This is a genomic window from Serratia entomophila, from assembly GCF_021462285.1.
Lineage (GTDB): Bacteria > Pseudomonadota > Gammaproteobacteria > Enterobacterales > Enterobacteriaceae > Serratia > Serratia entomophila.
Genome location: NZ_CP082787.1, coordinates 345,619 through 366,316 on the forward strand (window position 1 = coordinate 345,619; position 20,698 = coordinate 366,316).

Sequence of the window (20,698 nt, forward strand, 5' to 3'; positions counted from 1 at the left end):
GAGTCAGCATGTCTATCCAGGTGTTACCGCCACAGCTCGCCAACCAGATTGCCGCCGGAGAAGTGGTCGAACGGCCGGCGTCGGTGGTGAAGGAACTGGTGGAAAACAGCCTGGACGCCGGCGCAACGCGCATCGATATCGACATCGAACGCGGCGGCGCCAAGCTGATCCGCATTCGCGACAACGGCTGCGGCATCGGCAAGGACGATCTGGCGCTGGCCCTGGCGCGCCACGCTACCAGTAAAATCAGCACGCTCGACGACCTGGAGGCAATTGTCAGCCTCGGTTTTCGCGGCGAGGCGCTGGCCAGCATCAGCTCGGTTTCCCGTCTGACCCTCACCTCACGCACCGCCGAACAGAGCGAAGCCTGGCAGGCTTACGCCGAAGGGCGCGATCAGGCGGTGACGGTCAAACCCGCCGCGCACCCGGTTGGCAGCACCCTGGAGGTGTTGGATCTGTTCTACAACACCCCGGCGCGCCGCAAGTTCATGCGCACCGAGAAAACCGAATTCGGCCATATCGATGAAGTGGTGCGGCGCATTGCGCTGGCGCGTTTCGATGTGGCTATCAACCTCAGCCACAACGGCAAGCTGATTCGCCAGTACCGGGCGGCGAAAGAGGAAAGCCAGCATGAACGCCGGCTGGGCAGCATCTGCGGCCCGGCGTTTTTGCAGCATGCGCTGAATATTTCCTGGCAGCATGGCGACCTCACCATTCGCGGTTGGGTGGCCGATCCCGCAGGGGCGCGCCAACTGGGCGAAATGCAGTATTGCTACGTCAACAGCCGCATGATGCGCGATCGTTTGATCAACCATGCGATCCGCCAGGCCTACCAGGATCAGCTCAAAGACGATCAGCAGCCCGCTTATGTGCTGTATCTGGAGGTGGATCCGCATCAGGTGGACGTTAACGTTCACCCGGCCAAGCATGAGGTGCGTTTCCATCAGGCGCGGCTGGTGCACGACTTTATCTATCAGGCGGTGACCACCGTGCTGCAGCAGGCCGGCTCCGCGCCGCTGCCGCTGGTGCAGACGCCGGGTGAAGATGCGGCGCCGGCCTGGCAGCCGGAAAACCGCATCGCCGCCGGCGGCAACCATTTTTCCCAACCGGCGCCGCGCCGCGAAACGCCAGCGTCTCCGGCCGCGCCAGCCCGCGAACGGGCGCCACAGCCGCCTTACCAGGCAGGGAGCGGCTACCAGAAGCGCGAAGGCGAGCTGTACGGCAAGCTGCTGCAGGCCGCCGAGCCGCAGCGGGAGGCCGTGCCTAAGCAACCGCTGTTCCCGCCGGCGAAGCCTGCGCCGGAAGCGCCGTTGGCGGGCGGGCAGCACAGCTTTGGCCGGGTGCTGATGATTCATCCGCCGTGCTACGCGTTGATCGAGCGCCAGCATCAGCCGGTGCTGCTCAACCTGCCGGTCGCCGAACGCTGGCTGCGCCAGGCGCAGCTGAACCCGCCGGAGGAAGGGCTGCGGCCGCAGCCGCTGCTGATCCCTATCAAACTGACGCTGAACAAAAATGAGGCGGCGGCGATAGCGCGCCATCAGGCGCTGTTGGCGAAAATGGGGCTGGATCTGCAGGCAGGGAGCGGCCGTGTGACGCTGCGCGCAGTGCCTTTACCATTACGCCAACAAAATTTACAAAAACTGATACCTGAACTGTTAGGCTATCTGGCCGAGCATCAGGAGATGTCGCCCGCGCTGCTGGCCACCTGGATTGCCCGCCGTTTAGGCAGCGATCATGAACAGTGGAACACCTCGCAAGCGATACAATTGCTGACCGACGTTGAACGACTTTGCCCGCAGCTGGTCAAATCGCCACCGAGCGGACTTTTACAACCCGTTGATCTACAGGCTGCATTGGCGGCCCTCAAGCATGACTGATACTGAAATGACACCACGTCCCCCGGCTATTTTTATCATGGGGCCGACCGCCTCGGGCAAGACCGCGCTGGCGATCGCGCTGCGCCAACGCTTGCCCGTGGAGCTGATCAGCGTGGATTCTGCGCTGATTTATCGCGGCATGGATATCGGTACCGCCAAGCCGAGCGCCGAAGAATTGGCGCAGGCGCCGCACCGTTTGATCGACATTCGCGATCCGCTGCAGGCTTATTCGGCGGCGGATTTTCGCGCCGACGCGCTGAAGGAGATGGCCGACATCACCGCCGCCGGGCGCATTCCGCTGCTGGTGGGCGGTACCATGTTGTATTTCAAGGCATTGCTGGAGGGATTGTCACCGCTGCCGTCCGCCGATCCGGTGGTGCGCGAGCGCATAGAACGGCAGGCGGCGGAGCAGGGCTGGGAGGCGTTGCACCGTCAATTGCAGGAGATTGACCCGGTTGCAGCGTTAAGAATTCATCCGAATGATCCGCAGAGACTGTCCAGAGCACTGGAAGTTTTTTTTATTTCGGGTAAAACTTTAACGGAACTGACTAAAATTTCGGGTGAATCGTTACCGTATCATGTGCACCAATTTGCGATAGCGCCGTCCAGCCGTGAGTTGATCCATCAACGCATCGAGCTGCGGTACCATCAAATGTTGGCGGCGGGTTTTGAGACGGAAGCGCGTGCACTTTTCGCACGGGGTGATTTGCATACGGACTTGCCCTCCATTCGCTGTGTCGGTTACCGCCAGATGTGGTCATATTTTTCTGGCGAAATTAGTTACGATGAGATGGTTTATCGTGGTATTTGCGCAACACGTCAGTTGGCCAAGCGCCAAATGACCTGGTTACGGGGCTGGAACTCGGTACATTGGCTGGACAGCGAGAAGCCGGGAGAGGCTTTGGACTCGGTAATACAGGTTGTTAGTGCATAGGTCGAGTGATTGTGTACAATTGATCAGTCTTCAGCGCGCAAATTTTTTACGTCGTTTATTTTAGAGCCGACAGGTTCTTAGTTACAAACAACAAGCAAATAAGGAAAAGATAGAATGGCTAAGGGGCAATCTTTGCAAGATCCGTTCCTGAACGCATTGCGTCGTGAACGTGTTCCGGTTTCTATTTATTTGGTGAATGGTATTAAGCTGCAAGGCCAGATTGAGTCTTTTGACCAGTTTGTCATCCTGTTGAAAAACACGGTGAGCCAGATGGTTTATAAGCACGCTATCTCTACCGTTGTCCCGTCACGCCCGGTTTCGCACCATAGCAACAATCCGAGCGGCGGCACCAGTAACTATCACCATGGTAACAACCCGTCTGCGCCGCAACAGCCGCAGCAGGAAAGCGATGACGCTGAATAAAGCGCGTTGCAAGTCAACCATGACGGGGAGCATAAGCGGCCGTGCGCTGTTTATGTCCCCCGCACTAGCGGTTTGTGTCCGTTTGAGAGGTTGCACGCTTGTTTGACCGTTATGAAGCCGGTGAGCAGGCCGTACTGGTTCATATCTATTTCTCGCAAGACAAAGATACCGAAGACCTCAGCGAGTTCGAATCCCTGGTGTCCTCGGCGGGTGTAGAAGCTTTGCAAGTGGTGACTGGCAGCCGCAAAGCCCCGCATCCCAAGTACTTTGTAGGTGAAGGAAAGGCCGAAGAAATTGCAGATGCGGTAAAAGCCAGTGGCGCGTCTGTTGTCCTGTTTGATCACTCCCTTTCCCCGGCGCAGGAGAGAAACCTCGAGCGCCTGTGCGAATGCCGGGTGATCGATCGCACCGGGTTGATTCTAGACATCTTTGCCCAGCGTGCCCGTACCCATGAAGGTAAGCTGCAGGTAGAGCTGGCGCAGTTGCGCCATATCGCCACGCGTCTGGTGCGCGGTTGGACGCACCTGGAGCGCCAAAAAGGGGGGATTGGCCTGCGCGGGCCGGGGGAAACCCAGTTAGAGACCGACCGTCGTTTGTTGCGCGATCGCATCAGCTTGATTCTGCGCCGCCTGGAGCGGGTAGAGAAGCAGCGTGAACAAGGCCGACGGGCGCGTACCCGAGCAGATGTGCCGACCGTGTCGCTGGTGGGTTACACCAACGCCGGCAAATCCACCCTGTTTAACCGAATAACGTCTGCCGAGGTTTATGCGGCGGACCAGCTATTTGCCACCCTGGATCCCACCCTGCGGCGCATCGACGTGGCGGACGTGGGCGATACCGTGTTGGCGGATACCGTAGGCTTTATCCGGCACCTGCCGCACGATCTGGTGGCCGCCTTCAAGGCGACGCTGCAGGAAACGCGCCAGGCGTCTCTGCTGCTGCATGTCATCGACGCCGCGGATGCTCGCGTCGATGAAAACATTGAAGCGGTCAATACCGTGTTGGCGGAGATTGACTCGGATGAAATCCCTACACTGTTAGTGATGAACAAAATAGATATGCTGGATGACTTTGTCCCGCGTATCGACCGCAACGACGAAAATTTACCTATCCGGGTGTGGCTGTCCGCCGCCAGCGGAGAAGGTATTCCGTTGCTGTATCAGGCGTTGACGGAGCGCTTATCGGGGGAAATCGCGCATTATGAGCTGCGCTTACCGCCACAGGCAGGCCGTCTTCGTAGCCGTTTTTACCAGCTTCAGGCAATCGAAAAAGAGTGGAACGAAGAAGACGGCAGCATCGGCGTGGTGGTGCGTATGCCCATCGTCGAGTGGCGCCGCCTCTGTAAACAGGAACAGGACCTGATTAACTTTATCGTATGATCATATCCTGTTACATTTGAGCTTCGCGTAAGCCTGAAGTACCCAATCACAGAATATGGAGCTAAAACATGGCGTGGAATCAGCCCGGTAATAACGGACAGGACCGCGACCCGTGGGGGAGCAGCAATAACAATGGCGGCAACTCTGGCGGTAACAACAAAGGCGGTCGTGATCAAGGGCCACCTGATTTGGACGATATCTTCCGCAAGCTGAGCAAGAAATTGAGCAGCCTGGGCGGGGGCAAAGGCTCCAACAGCAATAGCGGCGGCACCGGCACCTCTGGTCCGGGCTTTAGCGGCCGCATCATCGGTATCGCGGCGGTCGCCGTGGTGGTGATCTGGGCCGCCAGCGGCTTCTACACCATCAAGGAAGCCGAACGCGGCGTGGTGACACGCTTTGGCAAGTTCAGCCACCTGGTGCAGCCGGGCCTGAACTGGAAGCCGACCTTCATCGACGAAGTGCGCCCGGTCAACGTGGAATCAGTGCGTGAACTGGCGGCGTCCGGCGTGATGCTGACCTCCGACGAGAACGTAGTGCGGGTGGAAATGAACGTGCAGTACCGCGTGACCAATCCGGAAGCCTATCTGTTCAGCGTGGTGAATGCCGACGACAGCCTGAGCCAGGCGACCGACAGCGCCCTGCGCGGCGTGATCGGCAAGTACTCGATGGACCGCATCCTGACCGAAGGCCGTACCGTGGTGCGTAACGATACGCAACGCATGCTGGAAGAGACCATTCGTCCTTACAACATGGGTATTACGCTGCTGGACGTCAACTTCCAGGCGGCGCGTCCACCGGAAGAGGTTAAAGCCTCGTTCGATGACGCCATCGCCGCGCGTGAGAACGAGCAACAGTATATCCGTGAGGCGGAAGCCTACGCCAACGAAGTGCAGCCGCGTGCGAACGGCCAGGCGCAGCGCCTGCTGGAAGATTCCAAGGCGTACAAAGACCGTACCATTCTGGAGGCCCAGGGTGAGGTGGCCAGCTTCGCCAAGCTGCTGCCGGAATACAAGTCCGCCCCGGAAATTACCCGCGAGCGTCTGTATATCGAAACCATGCAGAAAGTCCTGAGCCATACCCGTAAGGTGCTGGTGAGTGACAAAGGCAATAATCTGATGATGTTACCGCTGGATCAAATGCTGCGCGGCCAGGCCAATGCGGCGGACGGCGGCAATAAGGACTCTAGCCTGATTCGCCTCAACCCCGCTCCGTCTGCCAGCAGCGGCTCCAGCAGCCAGCGTACCGGCGACGGTTCGGTCATGGACCAACGCCGGGCGAATGCGCAGCGTGACGACACCACTCGCGTAGGGAGAGAGTAATCAATGCGTAAGTCTTTTGTAGTTATCGTCCTCGTGGTGCTGGTGGCGCTGTATGCTTCATTGTTTGTGGTGCAGGAAGGCCAACGCGGCATCGTGCTGCGCTTCGGCAAGGTACTGCGCGACAGCGAAAACAAGCCGCTGGTGTATGCGCCGGGTCTGCACTTCAAGATCCCGTTTATTGAAACCGTGAAGAACCTGGATGCGCGCATTCAGACCATGGACAACCAGGCCGATCGCTTCGTGACCAGCGAGAAGAAAGACCTGATCGTTGACTCCTACCTGAAGTGGCGCATCAGCGATTTCAGCCGTTACTATCTGGCGACCGGCGGCGGCGACGTCTCCCAGGCCGAAGTGCTGCTGAAACGTAAATTCAGTGACCGTCTGCGTTCCGAGATCGGCCGTCTGGACGTGAAAGACATCGTGACCGACTCGCGCGGCAAGCTGATGTCAGACGTGCGCGACGCGCTGAATACCGGCACCGTGGGTGATGGCGAAGAAGTGGCGACCACCGAAGCCGATGACGCTATCGCTTCTGCCGCGGCGCGCGTTGAGCGGGAAACCACCGGCAAACAGCCGCAGGTTAACCCGAACAGCATGGCGGCGTTGGGTATCGAAGTGATCGACGTGCGTATCAAGCAGATCAACCTGCCGGCCGAAGTGTCAGACGCCATTTACCAGCGTATGCGCGCCGAGCGTGAAGCGGTAGCCCGTCGTCTGCGTTCGCAGGGCCAGGAAGAAGCCGAGAAACTGCGCGCCAGCGCGGATTACGAAGTGACCCGTACTCTGGCTGAAGCCGAGCGCCAGGCGCGTATCAACCGCGGTGAAGGCGACGCCGAAGCGGCCAAGCTGTTCGCCAACGCGTTCAGCCAGGATCCGGACTTCTATGCCTTTATCCGTAGCCTGCGTGCTTATGAAGCCAGCTTCAAGAACAACCAGGACGTGATGGTACTGAGCCCGGACAGCGATTTCTTCCGCTATATGAAATCGCCTGAGTCCACGCGCAAGTAATCGCGACAGGTAAATTATCGGGGGCCCGTTTAATCGCGGGCCCTTTCTTGTTTTGGGGGATGCATGAATTCGACGATCTGGCTGGCGCTTGGGCTGGTTTTGGTGCTGGAAGGGCTGGGGCCGATGTTGTTTCCACAGGCTTGGCGCAAAATGATACTGGCGATGAGCCAATTGCCTGACGCCACGCTGCGGCGATTTGGCGGCGGCATAGTGGTTGCGGGCTGCGTGATCTACTACATGTTGCGCAGCCGCACCGGGGTTTAAAGTTTAGCCTAAAAATTACGCAATCGTATGCTAAAAGTGCTGAAAATCGAAAATTACGGTGGTAGAATCCATTTTTAAGCAACCGGTGATTTTGAAAAATGGGTAAGAACGTCGTCGTACTGGGCACCCAATGGGGTGACGAAGGTAAGGGCAAGGTCGTAGACCTGCTGACTGAACGGGCTCAATATGTTGTGCGCTACCAAGGTGGCCATAACGCTGGCCACACTCTGGTTATTAACGGTGAAAAAACCGTCCTTCATTTAATTCCTTCAGGCATCCTGCGTGCAAACGTAACCAGCATCATCGGCAACGGTGTTGTTCTGGCGCCAGACGCCTTGATGAAAGAAATGGGTGAACTCGAAGCGCGCGGCATCCCGGTACGCGAACGTCTGTTACTGTCCGAAGCCTGCCCGCTGATCCTGCCTTACCACGTTGCGTTGGATAACGCGCGTGAGAAAGCGCGCGGTGCGAAAGCCATCGGCACCACCGGTCGCGGCATCGGCCCGGCTTACGAAGATAAAGTGGCTCGCCGCGGTCTGCGCGTCAGCGACCTGTTCAACAAAGAAACCTTCGCCGTCAAGCTGAAGGAAATTGTTGATTACCACAACTTCCAGCTGGTCAACTACTACAAAGCCGAAGCCGTGGATTATCAGGCCACCCTGGACTACGTGCTGTCTATCGCCGACATCCTGACCGGCATGGTGGTAGACGTTTCCGAACTGCTGGACGGCGCGCGCAAGCGTGGCGACCTGATCATGTTCGAAGGCGCTCAGGGCACCCTGCTGGATATCGACCACGGTACCTATCCGTACGTGACCTCTTCCAACACCACCGCCGGCGGCGTGGCGACGGGTTCCGGCATCGGTCCACGTTATGTGGATTACGTGCTGGGCATCGTTAAAGCTTACTCCACTCGCGTGGGTGCGGGTCCGTTCCCAACCGAACTGTTCGACGAAACCGGCGAATACCTGTGCAAACAGGGTAACGAGTTCGGCGCCACTACCGGCCGCCGTCGTCGTACCGGTTGGCTGGACGCGGTGGCGGTGCGTCGCGCAGTGCAGATCAACTCCCTGTCCGGCTTCTGCCTGACCAAGCTGGACGTGCTGGACGGCTTGAAAGAAGTGAAAATCTGCGTGGGTTACCGCATGCCGGACGGCCGCGAAATGACCACCACTCCGCTGGCGGCTGAAGGTTGGGAAGGTATCGAACCTATCTACGAAAGCATGCCGGGCTGGAGCGAAACCACCTTTGGCGTGAAAGAGCACAGCAAACTGCCGCAGGCGGCGCTGGACTACATCAAACGCATTGAAGAACTGACCGGCGTACCGGTAGACATCATCTCTACTGGCCCAGACCGTAGCGAAACCATGATCCTGCGCGACCCGTTCGACGCATAATCTGGCTTTCCGCAATAAACAAACCGGGCGTGTCCCGGTTTGTTTTTATCATTTGTTCTCCCCGTTTGCGGTTTCACGTCAAAAAATCCTTTCTTAATCCCGTCTCAGAGCCTGACATGCGCTAAATAATTAGCGGCGAACTCTCCGGCTGGTTTATTATCCAATGAGTAATCTTTTGAAAAATGCCGAAAAGCGGCGTATCAGACGGGTAAAGTGATACCCAGAGGTAGATGTGCAGTTAACAAGTTTTACTGATTATGGCCTGCGGGCGTTGATCTACATGGCCTCGCTGCCGCCGGACAAAATGACCAACATCTCGGAAGTGACCGAGGTATACGGCGTGTCCCGCAACCATATGGTTAAGATCATCAATCAGTTAAGTCGCGTCGGCTTTGTCACCGCAGTGCGCGGGAAAAACGGCGGCATCCGTTTGGGCAAGCCGGCCGAAACCATTCGTCTCGGCGACGTGGTCAGAGCGCTGGAGCCGCTCTCACTGGTCAACTGCAGCAGTGATTTTTGCCACATAACCCCTGCCTGCCGCCTGAAGCAGGTGCTCCATCAGGGCGTACAGAATTTCCTTGAAGAGCTGGATAACCACACTCTGGCCGAGATGGTCGAAGATAATCCGCCGCTCTACAAGCTATTGCTTGTCGAATAAAGCGTCGTTGAGAAGACAAGGCTCAGCGACACCCTGCTGATGACAACGGAGGAACCGCAATGTCACAAGATCCATTCCTGGAACGAGAAGCAGAAAAATATGAATCCCCAATCCCGAGCCGTGAATATATTCTGGCCCATCTGGCGAAACGTGAAACGCCGGCCAGCCGCGAAGAGCTGGCCAACGAGCTGGGGTTAAGCGGCGAAGAGCCGTTGGAAGCGTTGCGCCGCCGCCTGCGTGCGATGGAGCGTGACGGTCAGTTAATCTTTACCCGCCGCCAGTGCTATGCATTGCCGGAACGCCTGGACCTGCTGCGCGGCACCGTTATCGGTCACCGCGACGGCTATGGTTTCCTGCGCATCGAAGGCAGCAAGGATGACCTGTATCTTTCCGCCGAGCAGATGAAGATGGCTATCCACGGCGACGTGGTGCTGGCGCAGGCGCTGGGCGCCGATCGCAAGGGCCGCCGCGAGGCGCGCATCGTGCGCGTGCTGGTGCCGAAAACCAGCCAGATCGTCGGCCGCTTCTTCATGGACGCCGGCACCGGGTTCGTGGTGCCGGACGACAGCCGCCTGAGCTTTGATATTCTGATCCCGGCCGACGCCGTCAGCGGCGCGCGCATGGGCTACATGGTGGTGGTGGAGCTGACCCAACGTCCGACCCGCCGCACCAAGGCGGTCGGCAAGATCGTCGAAATCCTCGGCGACAAAATGGGCACCAGCATGGCGGTGGATATCGCGTTGCGCACCCATGAGATCCCGCATACCTGGCCGCCGCAGGTGGAAAAACAGGTAGCCGATCTCAGCGAGCAGGTGCCGGAATCAGCCAAGAAAGGCCGTGTTGACCTGCGCAAACTGCCGCTGGTGACCATCGACGGCGAAGACGCGCGCGACTTCGATGACGCGGTGTACTGCGAGAAAAAACGCGGTGGCGGTTGGCGCCTGTGGGTGGCCATCGCCGACGTCAGCTACTACGTGCGCCCGCGCACCGCGCTGGATGACGAAGCGCGCAACCGCGGAACCTCGGTGTATTTCCCGTCGCAGGTGATCCCAATGCTGCCGGAAGTGCTGTCCAACGGCCTGTGTTCCCTGAACCCGCAGGTCGATCGCCTGTGCATGGTGTGCGAGATGACCATCTCCGCCCAGGGGCGCCTGTCGACGGCCAAGTTCTACGAAGCGGTGATGAGCTCCCACGCCCGTTTGACCTACAACAAGGTGTGGCACATTCTGCAGGGCGACCAGGAGCTGCGTGAGCATTATCACCCGCTGGTCAAGCACCTGGAAGAGCTGCATACCATGTACAAGGTGCTGGATAAGGCGCGCGCCGAGCGCGGCGGCATCGCCTTCGAAACCGAAGAAGCCAAGTTTATCTTTAACGCCGAACGCCGTATCGAGCGCGTTGAGCCGACGGTGCGCAACGACGCCCACAAGCTGATCGAAGAGTGCATGATCATGGCGAACGTTGCCGCGGCGCGCTTCGTCGAGAAGAACAACGAGCCGGCGCTGTATCGCGTGCATGACCGCCCGAGCGACGATCATATCACCGCGCTGCGCAGCGTGCTGAGCGAGCTGGGCCTGACGCTCGGCGGCGGCAACAAGCCGCAGCCGAAAGATTACGCCACCCTGATGGATGAAGTGGCCGAACGCCCTGACCACGAAATGCTGCAAACCATGCTGCTGCGCTCGATGAAACAGGCGATTTACGATCCGGAGAACCGCGGCCACTTTGGACTGGCGCTGGCCTCTTATGGTCACTTTACCTCGCCGATCCGCCGTTATCCTGACCTGTCTCTGCACCGCGCCATCAAATACCTGTTGGCCAAGGAGCACGGGCAACCGAAAGAGCGCTGGACGCCAACCGGCGGCTGGCACAGCGAATTCGAAGAGATGCTGCAGCTGGGCGAGCACTGCTCGATGACCGAACGCCGCGCCGATGAGGCCACGCGCAACGTCGCCGACTGGCTGAAATGCGACTTTATGCAGGATCACGTCGGTGAAGTGTTCAGCGGCATCATCGCCAGCGTCACCGGCTTTGGCTTCTTCGTGCGCCTGAACGATCTGTTTATCGACGGCCTGGTGCACGTATCCTCGCTGGATAACGATTACTATCGCTACGATAATATCGGCCAGCGTTTGATCGGCGAATCCTCCGGCGTGGTATACCGCCTGGGCGACACGGTGGAAATCCGCGTTGAAGCGGTGCATATGGACGAACGCAAAATTGACTTCGCGCTGGTCTCCAGCAGCCGCAAACCGCGCGGCGAAGGCAAGACCGAACGCGACCGCGCCAAAAACGGCGGCCAGCGCACCCTGCGCGACGGCGCAGGAGCCGGCCGCGGCCAGGCGCAGCGCAAACGTCGCGGCGGCAAACCGCCGGCCAACTTTGAGCCGGACAGTGCGTTCCGCAAAGACGGCGACAAACCCGCTGACAAGGTGAAAAAGGACAAAAAGGCGAAAGCCAAGAAACCGTCCGACAAAACCCGGAAGATAGCGGCGGCGACCAAAGCCAAACGCGCGTCCAAGAAGAAAGGTGCCGAGCAGGCTTGACCTGCGGCACCTCATTATCACCGGCTGGCAACCCGCCGGCCGCACAGTTAAAAGAGCATCATGAGCGAAATTATTTACGGCATCCACGCCGTCAAAGCCCTGTTAGAGCGCGACCCGCAACGCTTCCTGGAAGTGTTTATCCTCAAGGGGCGCGACGATCGCCGCCTGCAGCCGCTGATCGCCGAGCTGGAAGCCACCGGCATCGTCATCCAGGTGGCGAACCGCCAATGGCTGGATGAGAAGGTCGAAGGCGCAGTGCACCAGGGGATCATCGCCCGGGTGCGCGAAGGGCGTCAGTATCAGGAAAACGACCTGCCGGCGCTGCTGGAAAGCGTCGATACGCCGTTCCTGCTGGTGCTGGACGGCGTAACCGACCCGCATAACCTCGGCGCCTGCCTGCGCAGCGCCGACGCCGCCGGCGTGCACGCAGTGATCGTACCGCGCGACCGTTCCGCCCAGTTGAACGCCACCGCCAAAAAAGTGGCCTGTGGCGCGGCGGAAAACGTGCCGCTGATCCGCGTCACCAACCTGGCGCGCACCCTGCGTTTGCTGCAGGAAATGAACGTCTGGGTGGTGGGCACCGCCGGCGAGGCCGATCACACGCTGTATCAGAGCAAAATGACCGGCCCGATGGCGCTGGTAATGGGGGCGGAAGGCGAAGGTATGCGCCGCCTGACGCGCGAGCACTGCGACGAGTTGATCAGCATTCCGATGGCCGGCACCGTCTCCTCGTTGAACGTCTCGGTCGCCACCGGCATTTGTCTGTTTGAAGCGGTGCGCCAGCGCAGCTGATTTACCTGCGGGGGCCTGTTTGCGCCCCTGCTAATCCACCATCTTGTGATCCCGCCTCCGGCAGAAATCTCCCCACCGACCATAATTACCCCTGACGCCTTAATCAGGGAGCACGCCGATGGTCTGGACTACGCACACCGTTTTCAATCAACCCAAGCCGCTGGGCAACAGCAACCTGTTCCTTTCCGACACTCCGCTGCGCGAGGCGGTGCAGCGCGAGCAAGCGGGCTGGGACGTTGAGGTCCTGGCCTCGCTGGGCCAGCAGTTGGGCACCCAGGAGTCGCTGGAGCTGGGGCGGCTGGCCAACGCCAACCCGCCGGAGCTGCTGCGTTATGACGCCACCGGCCAGCGGCTGGATGACGTTCGCTTCCACCCCGCCTGGCATATTCTGATGCAAGGTCTGATAGCCAACCGGGTGCATAACCTGCCGTGGCAGGATGAGGCGCGCATCGGCTCCTTCGTGGCCCGCGCCGCACGCTTTATGCTGCACGCCCAGGTGGAGGCCGGCACCCTGTGCCCGGTCACCATGACCTTTGGCGCCACGCCGCTGTTGCAGCAGGCGTTGCCGCCGGAGTTCCACGCCTGGCTGACGCCGCTGCTGTCCGACCGTTACGACGCCCATTTGCTGCCGGGCGGGCAAAAGCGCGGGCTGTTGATCGGTATGGGCATGACGGAAAAACAGGGTGGCTCCGACGTGTTGAGCAACACTACCACCGCCGCGCCGCTGGCAGCGAGAGGGCCCGGGGAAGCCTACCGGTTGGTGGGGCACAAATGGTTCTTCTCGGTGCCGCAGAGCGATGCGCACCTGGTGCTGGCGCAGGCCGAGGGCGGCCTGTCCTGTTTCTTCCTGCCGCGCATTCTGCCGGACGGCAGCCGCAACGCCATCCGTTTGGAACGTTTGAAGGACAAGCTGGGCAACCGCTCCAACGCCAGCGGCGAGGTGGAGTTCCAGGACGCCGCCGCCTGGCTGCTGGGCGATGAGGGCGACGGTGTGCGGCATATCCTCAAAATGGGCGGCCTGACGCGTTTCGACTGTTCGCTGGGCAGCCATGGCCTGATGCGGCGCGGGCTGTCGGTAGCGTTGTATCACGCGCTGCAGCGGCAGGCATTCGGCAAGACGCTGATCGAACAGCCGCTGATGCGTCAGGTGCTGGCGCGCATGGCGCTGCGGCTGGAAGGGCATACCGCGCTGTTGTTCCGGCTGGCGCGCGCCTGGGAAAGCCGTGACAGCGAAGGCGAACGCCTCTACAGCCGGCTGCTGACGCCGGCGGCCAAATACAGCATCTGCCGCCAGGGGATGCCTTTTATCGCCGAGGCGATGGAGGTGCTGGGCGGTATCGGCTATTGCGAAGAAAGCGAACTGCCGCGCCTGTACCGTGAAATGCCGGTAAACAGCATCTGGGAGGGTTCCGGCAATATCATGTGCCTGGACGTGCTGCGCAGCCTGCACAAGCTGCCCGGAGCGCTGGAGATGCTGCAGTTTGAGCTGCAGCCGGTGCGCGGCCAGAACCGGCTGTTCGACCACGCCTGGCGCCAGTGGCAACAGCGTGCGCGCCAACCGCGTGAGGAAATGGGACGATTGCTGACCCAGCAGCTGTTCGACCTGTGCTGCGCGGCGCAGCTGCTGCAGCACGCCAGCCCGCAGATCGCCGATGCCTGGTGCCACCTGACGCTGGATCATCGCGGCGAAAGCCTGTTGCCGGACGAAGTCTGCGATTTGCTGCTGAGCCGCGCCATCGGCGGATAGTGAAAACGGTGGCGCCGTACTGGGAAAAGCTTTTTAATTAGGCACATGCCCCGCAAGGGACTGCAACTCCCAACCAGGAAAATTAACATGGATATTCTCAGCGCACTGGCGGCATTCGCCTCGTATTTTTTCAGCGGTTTCGCCATGGTTCTGGTGTTTCTGTTCGTTTATACCCGCATCACGCCGCACGATGAATGGGCGCTGATCAAGGCCGACAATCAGTCCGCCGCCTTTGCATTCATCGGCGCCTGCCTGGGTTATGTGATCCCGCTGGCCAGCGCGGCGGTCAACTCGATCAGCCTGTTGGATTATCTGCTGTGGGGCGTGGTGGCGCTGGTGGTGCAGCTGTTGCTGTTCGCGGCGGTGAAAATCTACATGCCGCGCATCAGCGACAAGATTGAGGCAAACCACCTGGCCGCCGGGATCTTCCTGGGGGGCGTCTCCGTCAGCGGCGGCGTATTGAATGCGGCCTGCATGAGCTACTAAAGATAAAGGATCGCCGAAGCGTGCCAGCCGGGCTGGTGCGCCTGTTCTTCCATGCGCAGAATGCGGTAGTAGCTGGCGCCATGTTCATCGGCCGTGCGGGCAATGACCTGCTCGGCTTCCTGGAGCGAGCCGGGCAGATCCTTTAGCGTGATCTCGGCGATTTCGCTCAGCGGCGTAACGCGATCGGCGGGCGCCAGCTCGGCGGATTGTGCGCCGGCGCTAACTAATCCCATAGACAGCAAGAGGGAGGTGAGGGCGGTGGAGCGTTTCATGGCGTTCCCCTTCGTCAGATCCTGGATGAAATGCTGTCCATCAGTGTGCCGCAGCCCGCGTCAGCCTGCGCAAAGCCAAGGTAAATCTGCTTAAAAAATCGCGGCCTAGCGATACAGGATCGCCTGCGAGTACCACTGCCCGGGCACGATGGTTTCACTGTTCATGATGATCACGTAATAGCGCGCGCCGGCGGCGTTGGCCTTGCGCTGAATTTCCGCTTCTGCATCCATCGGGCTGCCGCGCACCACGGCGCTGGCGGTACCCATTTTTACCAGTTCAGCGGTTTGCGCGCGGGTGATCTCCTGCGCCTGGCCGGTGGGCGGCGGCGGCGCTTTAGGCGTGGTGGCCATGATGCCGCAGGCGGACAGCAGGGCGGAGAGCGTCAAGGCGATGAGCAGGCGGGGAAGCGTCATGGGAACCTCGGGATAGCCGGTTTTATGGCTTCAGTGTAACGCAATATATGCTGGAACATATTGAGCTAACGTTGCCCCGCACAAATTTGCGATGATGAAAGCAAGAGATGGCTGAGGATAAACGGATGATCGAAATACGTGACGAACGGGTGGGGGAAATTGCGGTGATCCACGCGGTGCCGGCGGGGCGCTATCACCAGCCGTTGCCGACGGTGTTCTTCTACCATGGTTATACCTCGTCGAAAGAGGTATACGCCTATTTCGCCTACGCGTTGGCGCGGGTGGGTTTTCGCGTAGTGCTGCCGGACGCCGCTCTGCACGGCGAGCGCTTCGATGGCGATGAGCAGCGGCGCCTGGCCAGTTTCTGGGAAATCCTGCGCAGCAACATCGACGAGCTGCCTGCGCTCAAAACGCATTTCGAACGGCTTGGCCTGGTTGCCGACGGGCGCATCGGCGTGGCCGGCGCCTCGATGGGCGGCATGACCGCGCTTGGCGCCTTCGCGCGCTTCCCGTGGATCCGCGTGGCCGCCAGCCTGATGGGCTCCGGGTATTACAGTTCGCTGGCGCAGACGTTGTTCCCGCCGCTGGACGAACGGGGGCAACCGCTGAGTCCGGAGGCCTTCGAGGCGCGCATCGCCGCGCTGGCGGACTTCGGTCTGGAACAGCAGCTGGAAAAAATCGCCGATCGGCCGCTGCTGCTGTGGCATGGTGAAACGGATGACGTGGTGCCGGCGGCGGAAAGCCTGCGGCTGGCGACCGAGCTGCGCCAGCGCGGCTGGGACAGCCAACTGACCTTTCTCAGCGAGCCGGACGTCAAGCATCGCATCACTCCACTGGCGCTTGGGGCCACCGCCGATTTTTTCCAGCGGGTGCTGTAGCGGCAAAAGAAAAGCCCCCTGCAGGCAGGGGGCCGATAATCACTTTCGCATTTTTCATTCGCCGCTTTTATGTGCGGCTTGTTTCCCTGGCGTCGCTTGTTCGCTTAGCGATAGAGCTCAGCGCTGACGTGCATGGTGCTGTTGTCGCCTGGTTCATGCAGGGCGATGATGCGATAAGATGTCGCGCCGCGTTGGTCGGCAATTTTGCTCACCTGGCTGCTGGCGTCGTCAGGCGACACCAGGTTCTGGTTCAGCGTCACGAAGCCGACGCTTTGCAGCCCGTTGGCCTGATGCGATGTGACCTCAGTGGCGGCCATGGCGTTGGCGGATAACAGCAGAGCAACGGCGCTGGCGAGGATAATGCGTTTCATAGGTGCCTCTCTTAACTGTTTGCTTCAACGGCCTGACAGCCGGTGCCAGTGCAGCAAAAAGTTATTTACATGCATTGAATAAGTTGAAATCTTTTTCGTCGCGCTGTCTGCGGCGGATATGGTTAATTTTAGACCCTTGCGGCGGATTAAAAAGCGGGGGCTTTTGATGTCCTCTTTCAAAAAAAATGAATGACTTTTACGGCTCGATGCTGATTTCATTGAAAGATTTTTGAAATAGATGGATCGGCATACATAGGTTTATCAGGCAGCAAATCGTGCTATTTCCGAACCATATCCTCATTGTGGTGAATAAATCCCACGCGGTCCTTGAGTTTCCCCCCCTGCGCCAGTATGATTACGCGTCATTTTTCAGCCGCACACTAAACACGTTCCTTGCTTCCATGGGCCGCGGTTGACCCTGACAGGAGGCTGAATAATCCGTAAGGAGCAATTCGATGCGTCATTACGAAATCGTTTTTATGGTCCATCCTGACCAAAGCGAACAGGTTCCGGGCATGATCGAGCGTTACAGTGCTACCATCACTAACGCGCAAGGTCAGATTCACCGTCTGGAAGACTGGGGCCGCCGTCAACTGGCTTACCCGATCAACAAACTGCACAAAGCTCACTACGTTCTGCTGAACGTTGAAGCTCCGCAGGAAGCGATCGATGAGCTGGAAACTAACTTCCGCTTCAACGACGCCGTTATCCGCAGCATGGTTATGCGCGTTAAGCACGCGGTAACTGAAGCATCTCCGATGGTTAAAGCGAAAGACGAACGTCGTGGCGATCGCCGCGAAGACTTCGCTAACGAAACCGCAGATGATGCAGATGCTGGGGATTCTGAAGAGTAATTGCCGCCGTGACGGCTAATCGTCTGGTTTTGTCGGGCACCGTGTGCAAGGCGCCGGTTCGAAAAGTGAGTCCTTCCGGGATACCACACTGCCAATTCGTGCTTGAGCACCGTTCGCAGCAGATGGAAGCCGGATACAGCAGGCAATCATGGTGCCGAATGCCCGTGGTTGTCAGTGGACACCAGTCACAAGCACTAACTCAAAGATTAACGGTCGGCAGTCAGATAACCGTGCAAGGCTTCGTCAGCTGCCATCAAGGGCGCAACGGGCTGAACAAACTGGTTCTGCATGCCGAGCAGATTGAATTGATAGATTCTGGAGACTAGCCAAATGGCACGTTATTTCCGTCGTCGCAAGTTCTGCCGTTTCACCGCGGAAGGCGTTCAAGAGATTGACTATAAAGACATCGCTACGCTGAAAAACTACATCACTGAAAGTGGTAAAATTGTACCGAGCCGTATCACCGGTACTCGTGCAAAATATCAGCGCCAGCTGGCCCGTGCTATCAAGCGCGCGCGCTACCTGTCTTTGTTGCCGTACACTGATCGTCATCAGTAATCGGCCACTGTCCATTAACGACTTTGAGAGGATAAGGTAATGCAAGTTATTCTGCTTGATAAAGTAGCAAACCTGGGCAGCCTGGGTGATCAAGTTAACGTTAAAGCGGGCTACGCCCGTAACTTCCTGGTACCACAGGGCAAAGCTGTTCCTGCTACCAAGAAAAACGTAGAGTTCTTCGAAGCACGCCGTGCTGAACTGGAAGCCAAACTGGCTGACGTTCTGGCTGCTGCTGAAGCTCGCGCAACCAAGATCAACGAACTGGCAACGGTTACCATCGCGTCTAAAGCAGGCGACGAAGGTAAACTGTTCGGCTCTATCGGCACCCGCGACATCGCTGACGCAGTTACTGCGGCAGGCGTTGAAGTTGCCAAGAGCGAAGTTCGTCTGCCGAACGGCGTTCTGCGTACCACTGGTGAGCACGAAGTGCACTTCCAGGTACACAGCGACGTGTTCGCACAGCTGAATGTAGTTGTGGTTCCAGAAGCGTAATAACGCTGCTGTTAACCAAGTTAAAACGCCAGCCTCGTGCTGGCGTTTTGCTTTTCTGCGCCCGGCAAAACGCGCTACCCTGGGGTTATCTGTGACGGGGAGCAGCGCACATGGCAACCATTACCTTACAACGAGTTTACGATTTCAGCGCACCGGCGCCGGAACACTGTTACCTGATTGACCGGCTGTGGCCGCGCGGCGTCAGCAAGGAAAGGCTGGAGGGCGTGCAGTGGCTGAAAACGGTGGCGCCGGATACCGCGCTGCGCCAGTGGTTTCATCTGCATACCGACCAGTGGGAAGAGTTTGAGCGGCGTTACCGGCGGCAGCTGGCGGAGAACGACGCCTGGCGGCCGCTGGCCAGCTTGCTGCAGCAGGGCCAACCTCTGACCCTGCTGTATGGCAGTAAAGACACCGAGCACAACCAGGGCGTGGTGCTGCGCGATTTTCTGCTGGCGCAGATTTAACGCTCGCGGCGGTAGCTGCCGTCTGCCTGGCGGCGGAACAGCGCCTGACTGTTATCGACGGTGGTGACCGATAGTGCGCCGATCACGCCGTTGGCATCGCGCTCGATGCGCACTTCCTGGCCGGCCTTCATATTGCTGAGCGGCTTGTCGTTGCCTTCAACCTGCGCCATGGCGAACACTTCATTCACCGGCAGGTTGTTGTCGCGGAACAGCTGCGCCAGCGTTTGGCCGGGCTGGATCTGGTAACGCTGCCAGTTGCCCGTCGGCTCCGCCTCGGCAGGGGATTGCTGCTGGCCATCGGCCTGCAGCGGCACGTTATTGGCCTGCTGGGTTACCGGGAAGCCTTGTTTATCGGGCGAATAGGGCCACAGCAGCGCCAACAGCAGAATGGCGCCAAAGATGAGGGTCCAGCGGCGGTGAAAATGGGGCAGCGGCTCCATCCAGCCAAAGCCGTCCGGCAGATGCCAGATTTTCAGCAGCAATGCTTTGAGTCCCTGTCCTTTACCGTTTTCCGGCGGTTGTTCTGATTCCGGATCGGCCGCCTCCGGCGCAGCGCCGGGTTTCAGGCGCTGGCTGACGTTCAACCAGGCGCGCAGCAGCGGCTGGTAGATGCGGGTGGTTTTCCTTCTCCTGGGCGAGATTCTGCCCATGGTGACCTCTCTTCAACGGCGTAAAAATAACACGATACAAAAGGCTGTAACGTCGTCCCGACTTCCTGCTCTCAGTATATACCGGTCATACCCCAAGCGGCATCTTTGTTGGCCGCCCTCAGGCACCAGGGGCGCGAACAGAGAGTTATTGTTTCTTTTTCTACGACAAAAGTCATCATTCTCCACACAAGATTTTACCCGGCATTCATGCACTGTTATGCTGCGCTTTCGACTTTTTACAGACTTAAGGAAAACCCCATGACAACCCCTTCTTTTGACAGCGTTGAAGCGCAAGCAAGTTACGGGATTGGTTTACAGGTCGGCCAGCAGCTGCAAGAGTCCGGTCTGGAAGGTTTACAACCGGAAGCTTTGCTGGCGGGTTTGCGTGACGCGCTGGAAGGGAATGCCCCGGCGGTTCCGGTTGACGTGGTGCACCGTGCGCTGCGTGAAATCCACGAACGTGCGGACGCCGTGCGTCGTGAGCGCCAGCAGGCGATGGCCGTTGAAGGCCAGCAGTTCCTGGACGAGAACGCCAAGCGCGATGACGTGACGCTGACCGAATCCGGCCTGCAGTTCTCCGTGCTGGAGCAGGGCAATGGCCCAATCCCGTCCCGTCAGGACCGCGTGCGCGTGCACTATACCGGTCGCCTGATCAACGGCGACGTGTTCGACAGCTCCGTAGAGCGCGGCCAACCGGCGGAATTCCCGGTCAGCGGCGTTATCCCGGGCTGGATCGAAGCGCTGACCCTGATGCCGGTCGGCTCCAAATGGCAGCTGTACATCCCGCACACTCTGGCCTACGGCGAGCGTGGCGCCGGCGCATCCATCCCGCCATTCAGCGCGCTGGTGTTTGACGTCGAACTGCTGGAAATTCTGTAATCCATCCTGGCAGTGATCAAGGGCGCCTTTCGGCGC

The 20,698-nt window shown here is 59.3% G+C and carries 24 protein-coding genes; 20 read left to right on the forward strand and 4 right to left on the reverse strand.

The window, feature by feature from the left end:
* The first annotated feature begins 8 nt into the window (after window positions 1-8).
* From mutL to KHA73_RS01640, 13 genes are all read left to right on the forward strand, one after another.
* The gene (mutL, locus tag KHA73_RS01580; protein ID WP_234587776.1) at window positions 9-1,877 is read left to right on the forward strand and encodes a DNA mismatch repair endonuclease MutL; all 1,869 of its coding nucleotides are present in this window, start codon (window positions 9-11) and stop codon (window positions 1,875-1,877) included.
* A complete protein-coding gene (gene miaA, locus KHA73_RS01585; protein ID WP_234587778.1) occupies window positions 1,870-2,811 on the forward strand; it encodes a tRNA (adenosine(37)-N6)-dimethylallyltransferase MiaA in 942 nt (313 codons plus the stop codon). Before mutL ends, miaA begins: the two co-directional genes overlap by 8 nt.
* A 114-nt stretch (window positions 2,812-2,925) precedes the next feature.
* Window positions 2,926-3,234: an RNA chaperone Hfq gene (hfq, locus tag KHA73_RS01590; RefSeq protein ID WP_004955988.1), complete on the forward strand. Its 309-nt coding sequence runs from the start codon at window positions 2,926-2,928 to the stop codon at window positions 3,232-3,234.
* Between the two features lie 98 nt (window positions 3,235-3,332).
* Window positions 3,333-4,613: a ribosome rescue GTPase HflX gene (gene hflX / locus KHA73_RS01595; protein ID WP_234587787.1), complete on the forward strand. Its 1,281-nt coding sequence runs from the start codon at window positions 3,333-3,335 to the stop codon at window positions 4,611-4,613.
* A gap of 68 nt (window positions 4,614-4,681) precedes the next feature.
* Window positions 4,682-5,932, forward strand: a complete 1,251-nt coding sequence (hflK, locus tag KHA73_RS01600) for an FtsH protease activity modulator HflK (protein ID WP_234587789.1) — start codon at window positions 4,682-4,684, stop codon at window positions 5,930-5,932.
* Between the two features lie 3 nt (window positions 5,933-5,935).
* Window positions 5,936-6,940 (forward strand): protease modulator HflC, encoded by a 1,005-nt coding sequence (hflC, locus tag KHA73_RS01605; RefSeq protein WP_061799878.1) that lies wholly within the window; start codon window positions 5,936-5,938, stop codon window positions 6,938-6,940.
* A gap of 63 nt (window positions 6,941-7,003) precedes the next feature.
* Entirely contained in the window at window positions 7,004-7,204 is a 201-nt protein-coding gene (locus KHA73_RS01610; protein WP_061799880.1) for a DUF2065 domain-containing protein, read from the forward strand.
* Between the two features lie 98 nt (window positions 7,205-7,302).
* Window positions 7,303-8,601 (forward strand): adenylosuccinate synthase, encoded by a 1,299-nt coding sequence (locus KHA73_RS01615; RefSeq protein ID WP_234587791.1) that lies wholly within the window; start codon window positions 7,303-7,305, stop codon window positions 8,599-8,601.
* 232 nt (window positions 8,602-8,833) lie between these two features.
* Window positions 8,834-9,259, forward strand: coding sequence for a nitric oxide-sensing transcriptional repressor NsrR (gene nsrR / locus KHA73_RS01620; protein ID WP_234587792.1), 426 nt, complete (start codon window positions 8,834-8,836; stop codon window positions 9,257-9,259).
* 59 nt (window positions 9,260-9,318) lie between these two features.
* Window positions 9,319-11,805: a ribonuclease R gene (gene rnr / locus KHA73_RS01625; RefSeq protein WP_234587794.1), complete on the forward strand. Its 2,487-nt coding sequence runs from the start codon at window positions 9,319-9,321 to the stop codon at window positions 11,803-11,805.
* Between the two features lie 60 nt (window positions 11,806-11,865).
* Window positions 11,866-12,597 (forward strand): 23S rRNA (guanosine(2251)-2'-O)-methyltransferase RlmB, encoded by a 732-nt coding sequence (gene rlmB, locus KHA73_RS01630; RefSeq protein WP_234587796.1) that lies wholly within the window; start codon window positions 11,866-11,868, stop codon window positions 12,595-12,597.
* Between the two features lie 118 nt (window positions 12,598-12,715).
* The gene (locus KHA73_RS01635; RefSeq protein WP_234587806.1) at window positions 12,716-14,344 is read left to right on the forward strand and encodes an isovaleryl-CoA dehydrogenase; all 1,629 of its coding nucleotides are present in this window, start codon (window positions 12,716-12,718) and stop codon (window positions 14,342-14,344) included.
* A gap of 87 nt (window positions 14,345-14,431) precedes the next feature.
* Window positions 14,432-14,830, forward strand: coding sequence for a DUF350 domain-containing protein (locus KHA73_RS01640; RefSeq protein ID WP_234587816.1), 399 nt, complete (start codon window positions 14,432-14,434; stop codon window positions 14,828-14,830).
* On the opposite strand, the gene KHA73_RS01645 is transcribed toward KHA73_RS01640, so the two are convergent.
* Both KHA73_RS01645 and bsmA read right to left on the reverse strand, forming a co-directional pair.
* Entirely contained in the window at window positions 14,827-15,102 is a 276-nt protein-coding gene (locus KHA73_RS01645; protein ID WP_234587818.1) for a YdgH/BhsA/McbA family protein, read from the reverse strand. The two genes, KHA73_RS01640 and KHA73_RS01645, sit on opposite strands and share 4 nt — an antisense overlap.
* Window positions 15,103-15,207: 105 nt before the next feature.
* A complete protein-coding gene (gene bsmA / locus KHA73_RS01650) occupies window positions 15,208-15,516 on the reverse strand; it encodes a biofilm peroxide resistance protein BsmA (RefSeq protein WP_234587820.1) in 309 nt (102 codons plus the stop codon).
* A gap of 125 nt (window positions 15,517-15,641) precedes the next feature.
* On the opposite strand from bsmA, the gene yjfP reads away from it, so the two are divergent.
* Window positions 15,642-16,394: an esterase gene (gene yjfP, locus KHA73_RS01655; protein ID WP_234587822.1), complete on the forward strand. Its 753-nt coding sequence runs from the start codon at window positions 15,642-15,644 to the stop codon at window positions 16,392-16,394.
* Between the two features lie 104 nt (window positions 16,395-16,498).
* Here the strand turns inward: yjfP and KHA73_RS01660 are convergent, their stop codons facing one another.
* Entirely contained in the window at window positions 16,499-16,765 is a 267-nt protein-coding gene (locus KHA73_RS01660; protein ID WP_234587824.1) for a YdgH/BhsA/McbA family protein, read from the reverse strand.
* A 455-nt stretch (window positions 16,766-17,220) separates the two neighbouring features.
* Between KHA73_RS01660 and rpsF the strand changes: the two genes are divergently transcribed.
* From rpsF to KHA73_RS01685, 5 genes are all read left to right on the forward strand, one after another.
* The gene (gene rpsF, locus KHA73_RS01665; RefSeq protein WP_004933634.1) at window positions 17,221-17,619 is read left to right on the forward strand and encodes a 30S ribosomal protein S6; all 399 of its coding nucleotides are present in this window, start codon (window positions 17,221-17,223) and stop codon (window positions 17,617-17,619) included.
* 8 nt (window positions 17,620-17,627) lie between these two features.
* Window positions 17,628-17,945: a primosomal replication protein N gene (gene priB, locus KHA73_RS01670; protein ID WP_234587825.1), complete on the forward strand. Its 318-nt coding sequence runs from the start codon at window positions 17,628-17,630 to the stop codon at window positions 17,943-17,945.
* Between the two features lie 4 nt (window positions 17,946-17,949).
* Entirely contained in the window at window positions 17,950-18,177 is a 228-nt protein-coding gene (gene rpsR / locus KHA73_RS01675; RefSeq protein WP_000135199.1) for a 30S ribosomal protein S18, read from the forward strand.
* Window positions 18,178-18,216: 39 nt separating this feature from the next.
* Window positions 18,217-18,669 carry a 50S ribosomal protein L9 gene (gene rplI / locus KHA73_RS01680; protein WP_061799898.1) on the forward strand — a complete coding sequence of 151 codons (453 nt, stop codon included), beginning with the start codon at window positions 18,217-18,219 and terminating at the stop codon, window positions 18,667-18,669.
* A 110-nt stretch (window positions 18,670-18,779) separates the two neighbouring features.
* A complete protein-coding gene (locus KHA73_RS01685) occupies window positions 18,780-19,133 on the forward strand; it encodes a DUF488 domain-containing protein (RefSeq protein ID WP_234587827.1) in 354 nt (117 codons plus the stop codon).
* On the opposite strand, the gene KHA73_RS01690 is transcribed toward KHA73_RS01685, so the two are convergent.
* Window positions 19,130-19,783, reverse strand: coding sequence for an OapA family protein (locus tag KHA73_RS01690; protein ID WP_234587829.1), 654 nt, complete (start codon window positions 19,781-19,783; stop codon window positions 19,130-19,132). The two genes, KHA73_RS01685 and KHA73_RS01690, sit on opposite strands and share 4 nt — an antisense overlap.
* A gap of 258 nt (window positions 19,784-20,041) precedes the next feature.
* Between KHA73_RS01690 and fklB the strand changes: the two genes are divergently transcribed.
* Complete coding sequence (fklB, locus tag KHA73_RS01695; RefSeq protein WP_061799901.1) at window positions 20,042-20,662, forward strand: FKBP-type peptidyl-prolyl cis-trans isomerase; 621 nt, start codon at window positions 20,042-20,044, stop codon at window positions 20,660-20,662.
* Window positions 20,663-20,698: the final 36 nt, after the last annotated feature.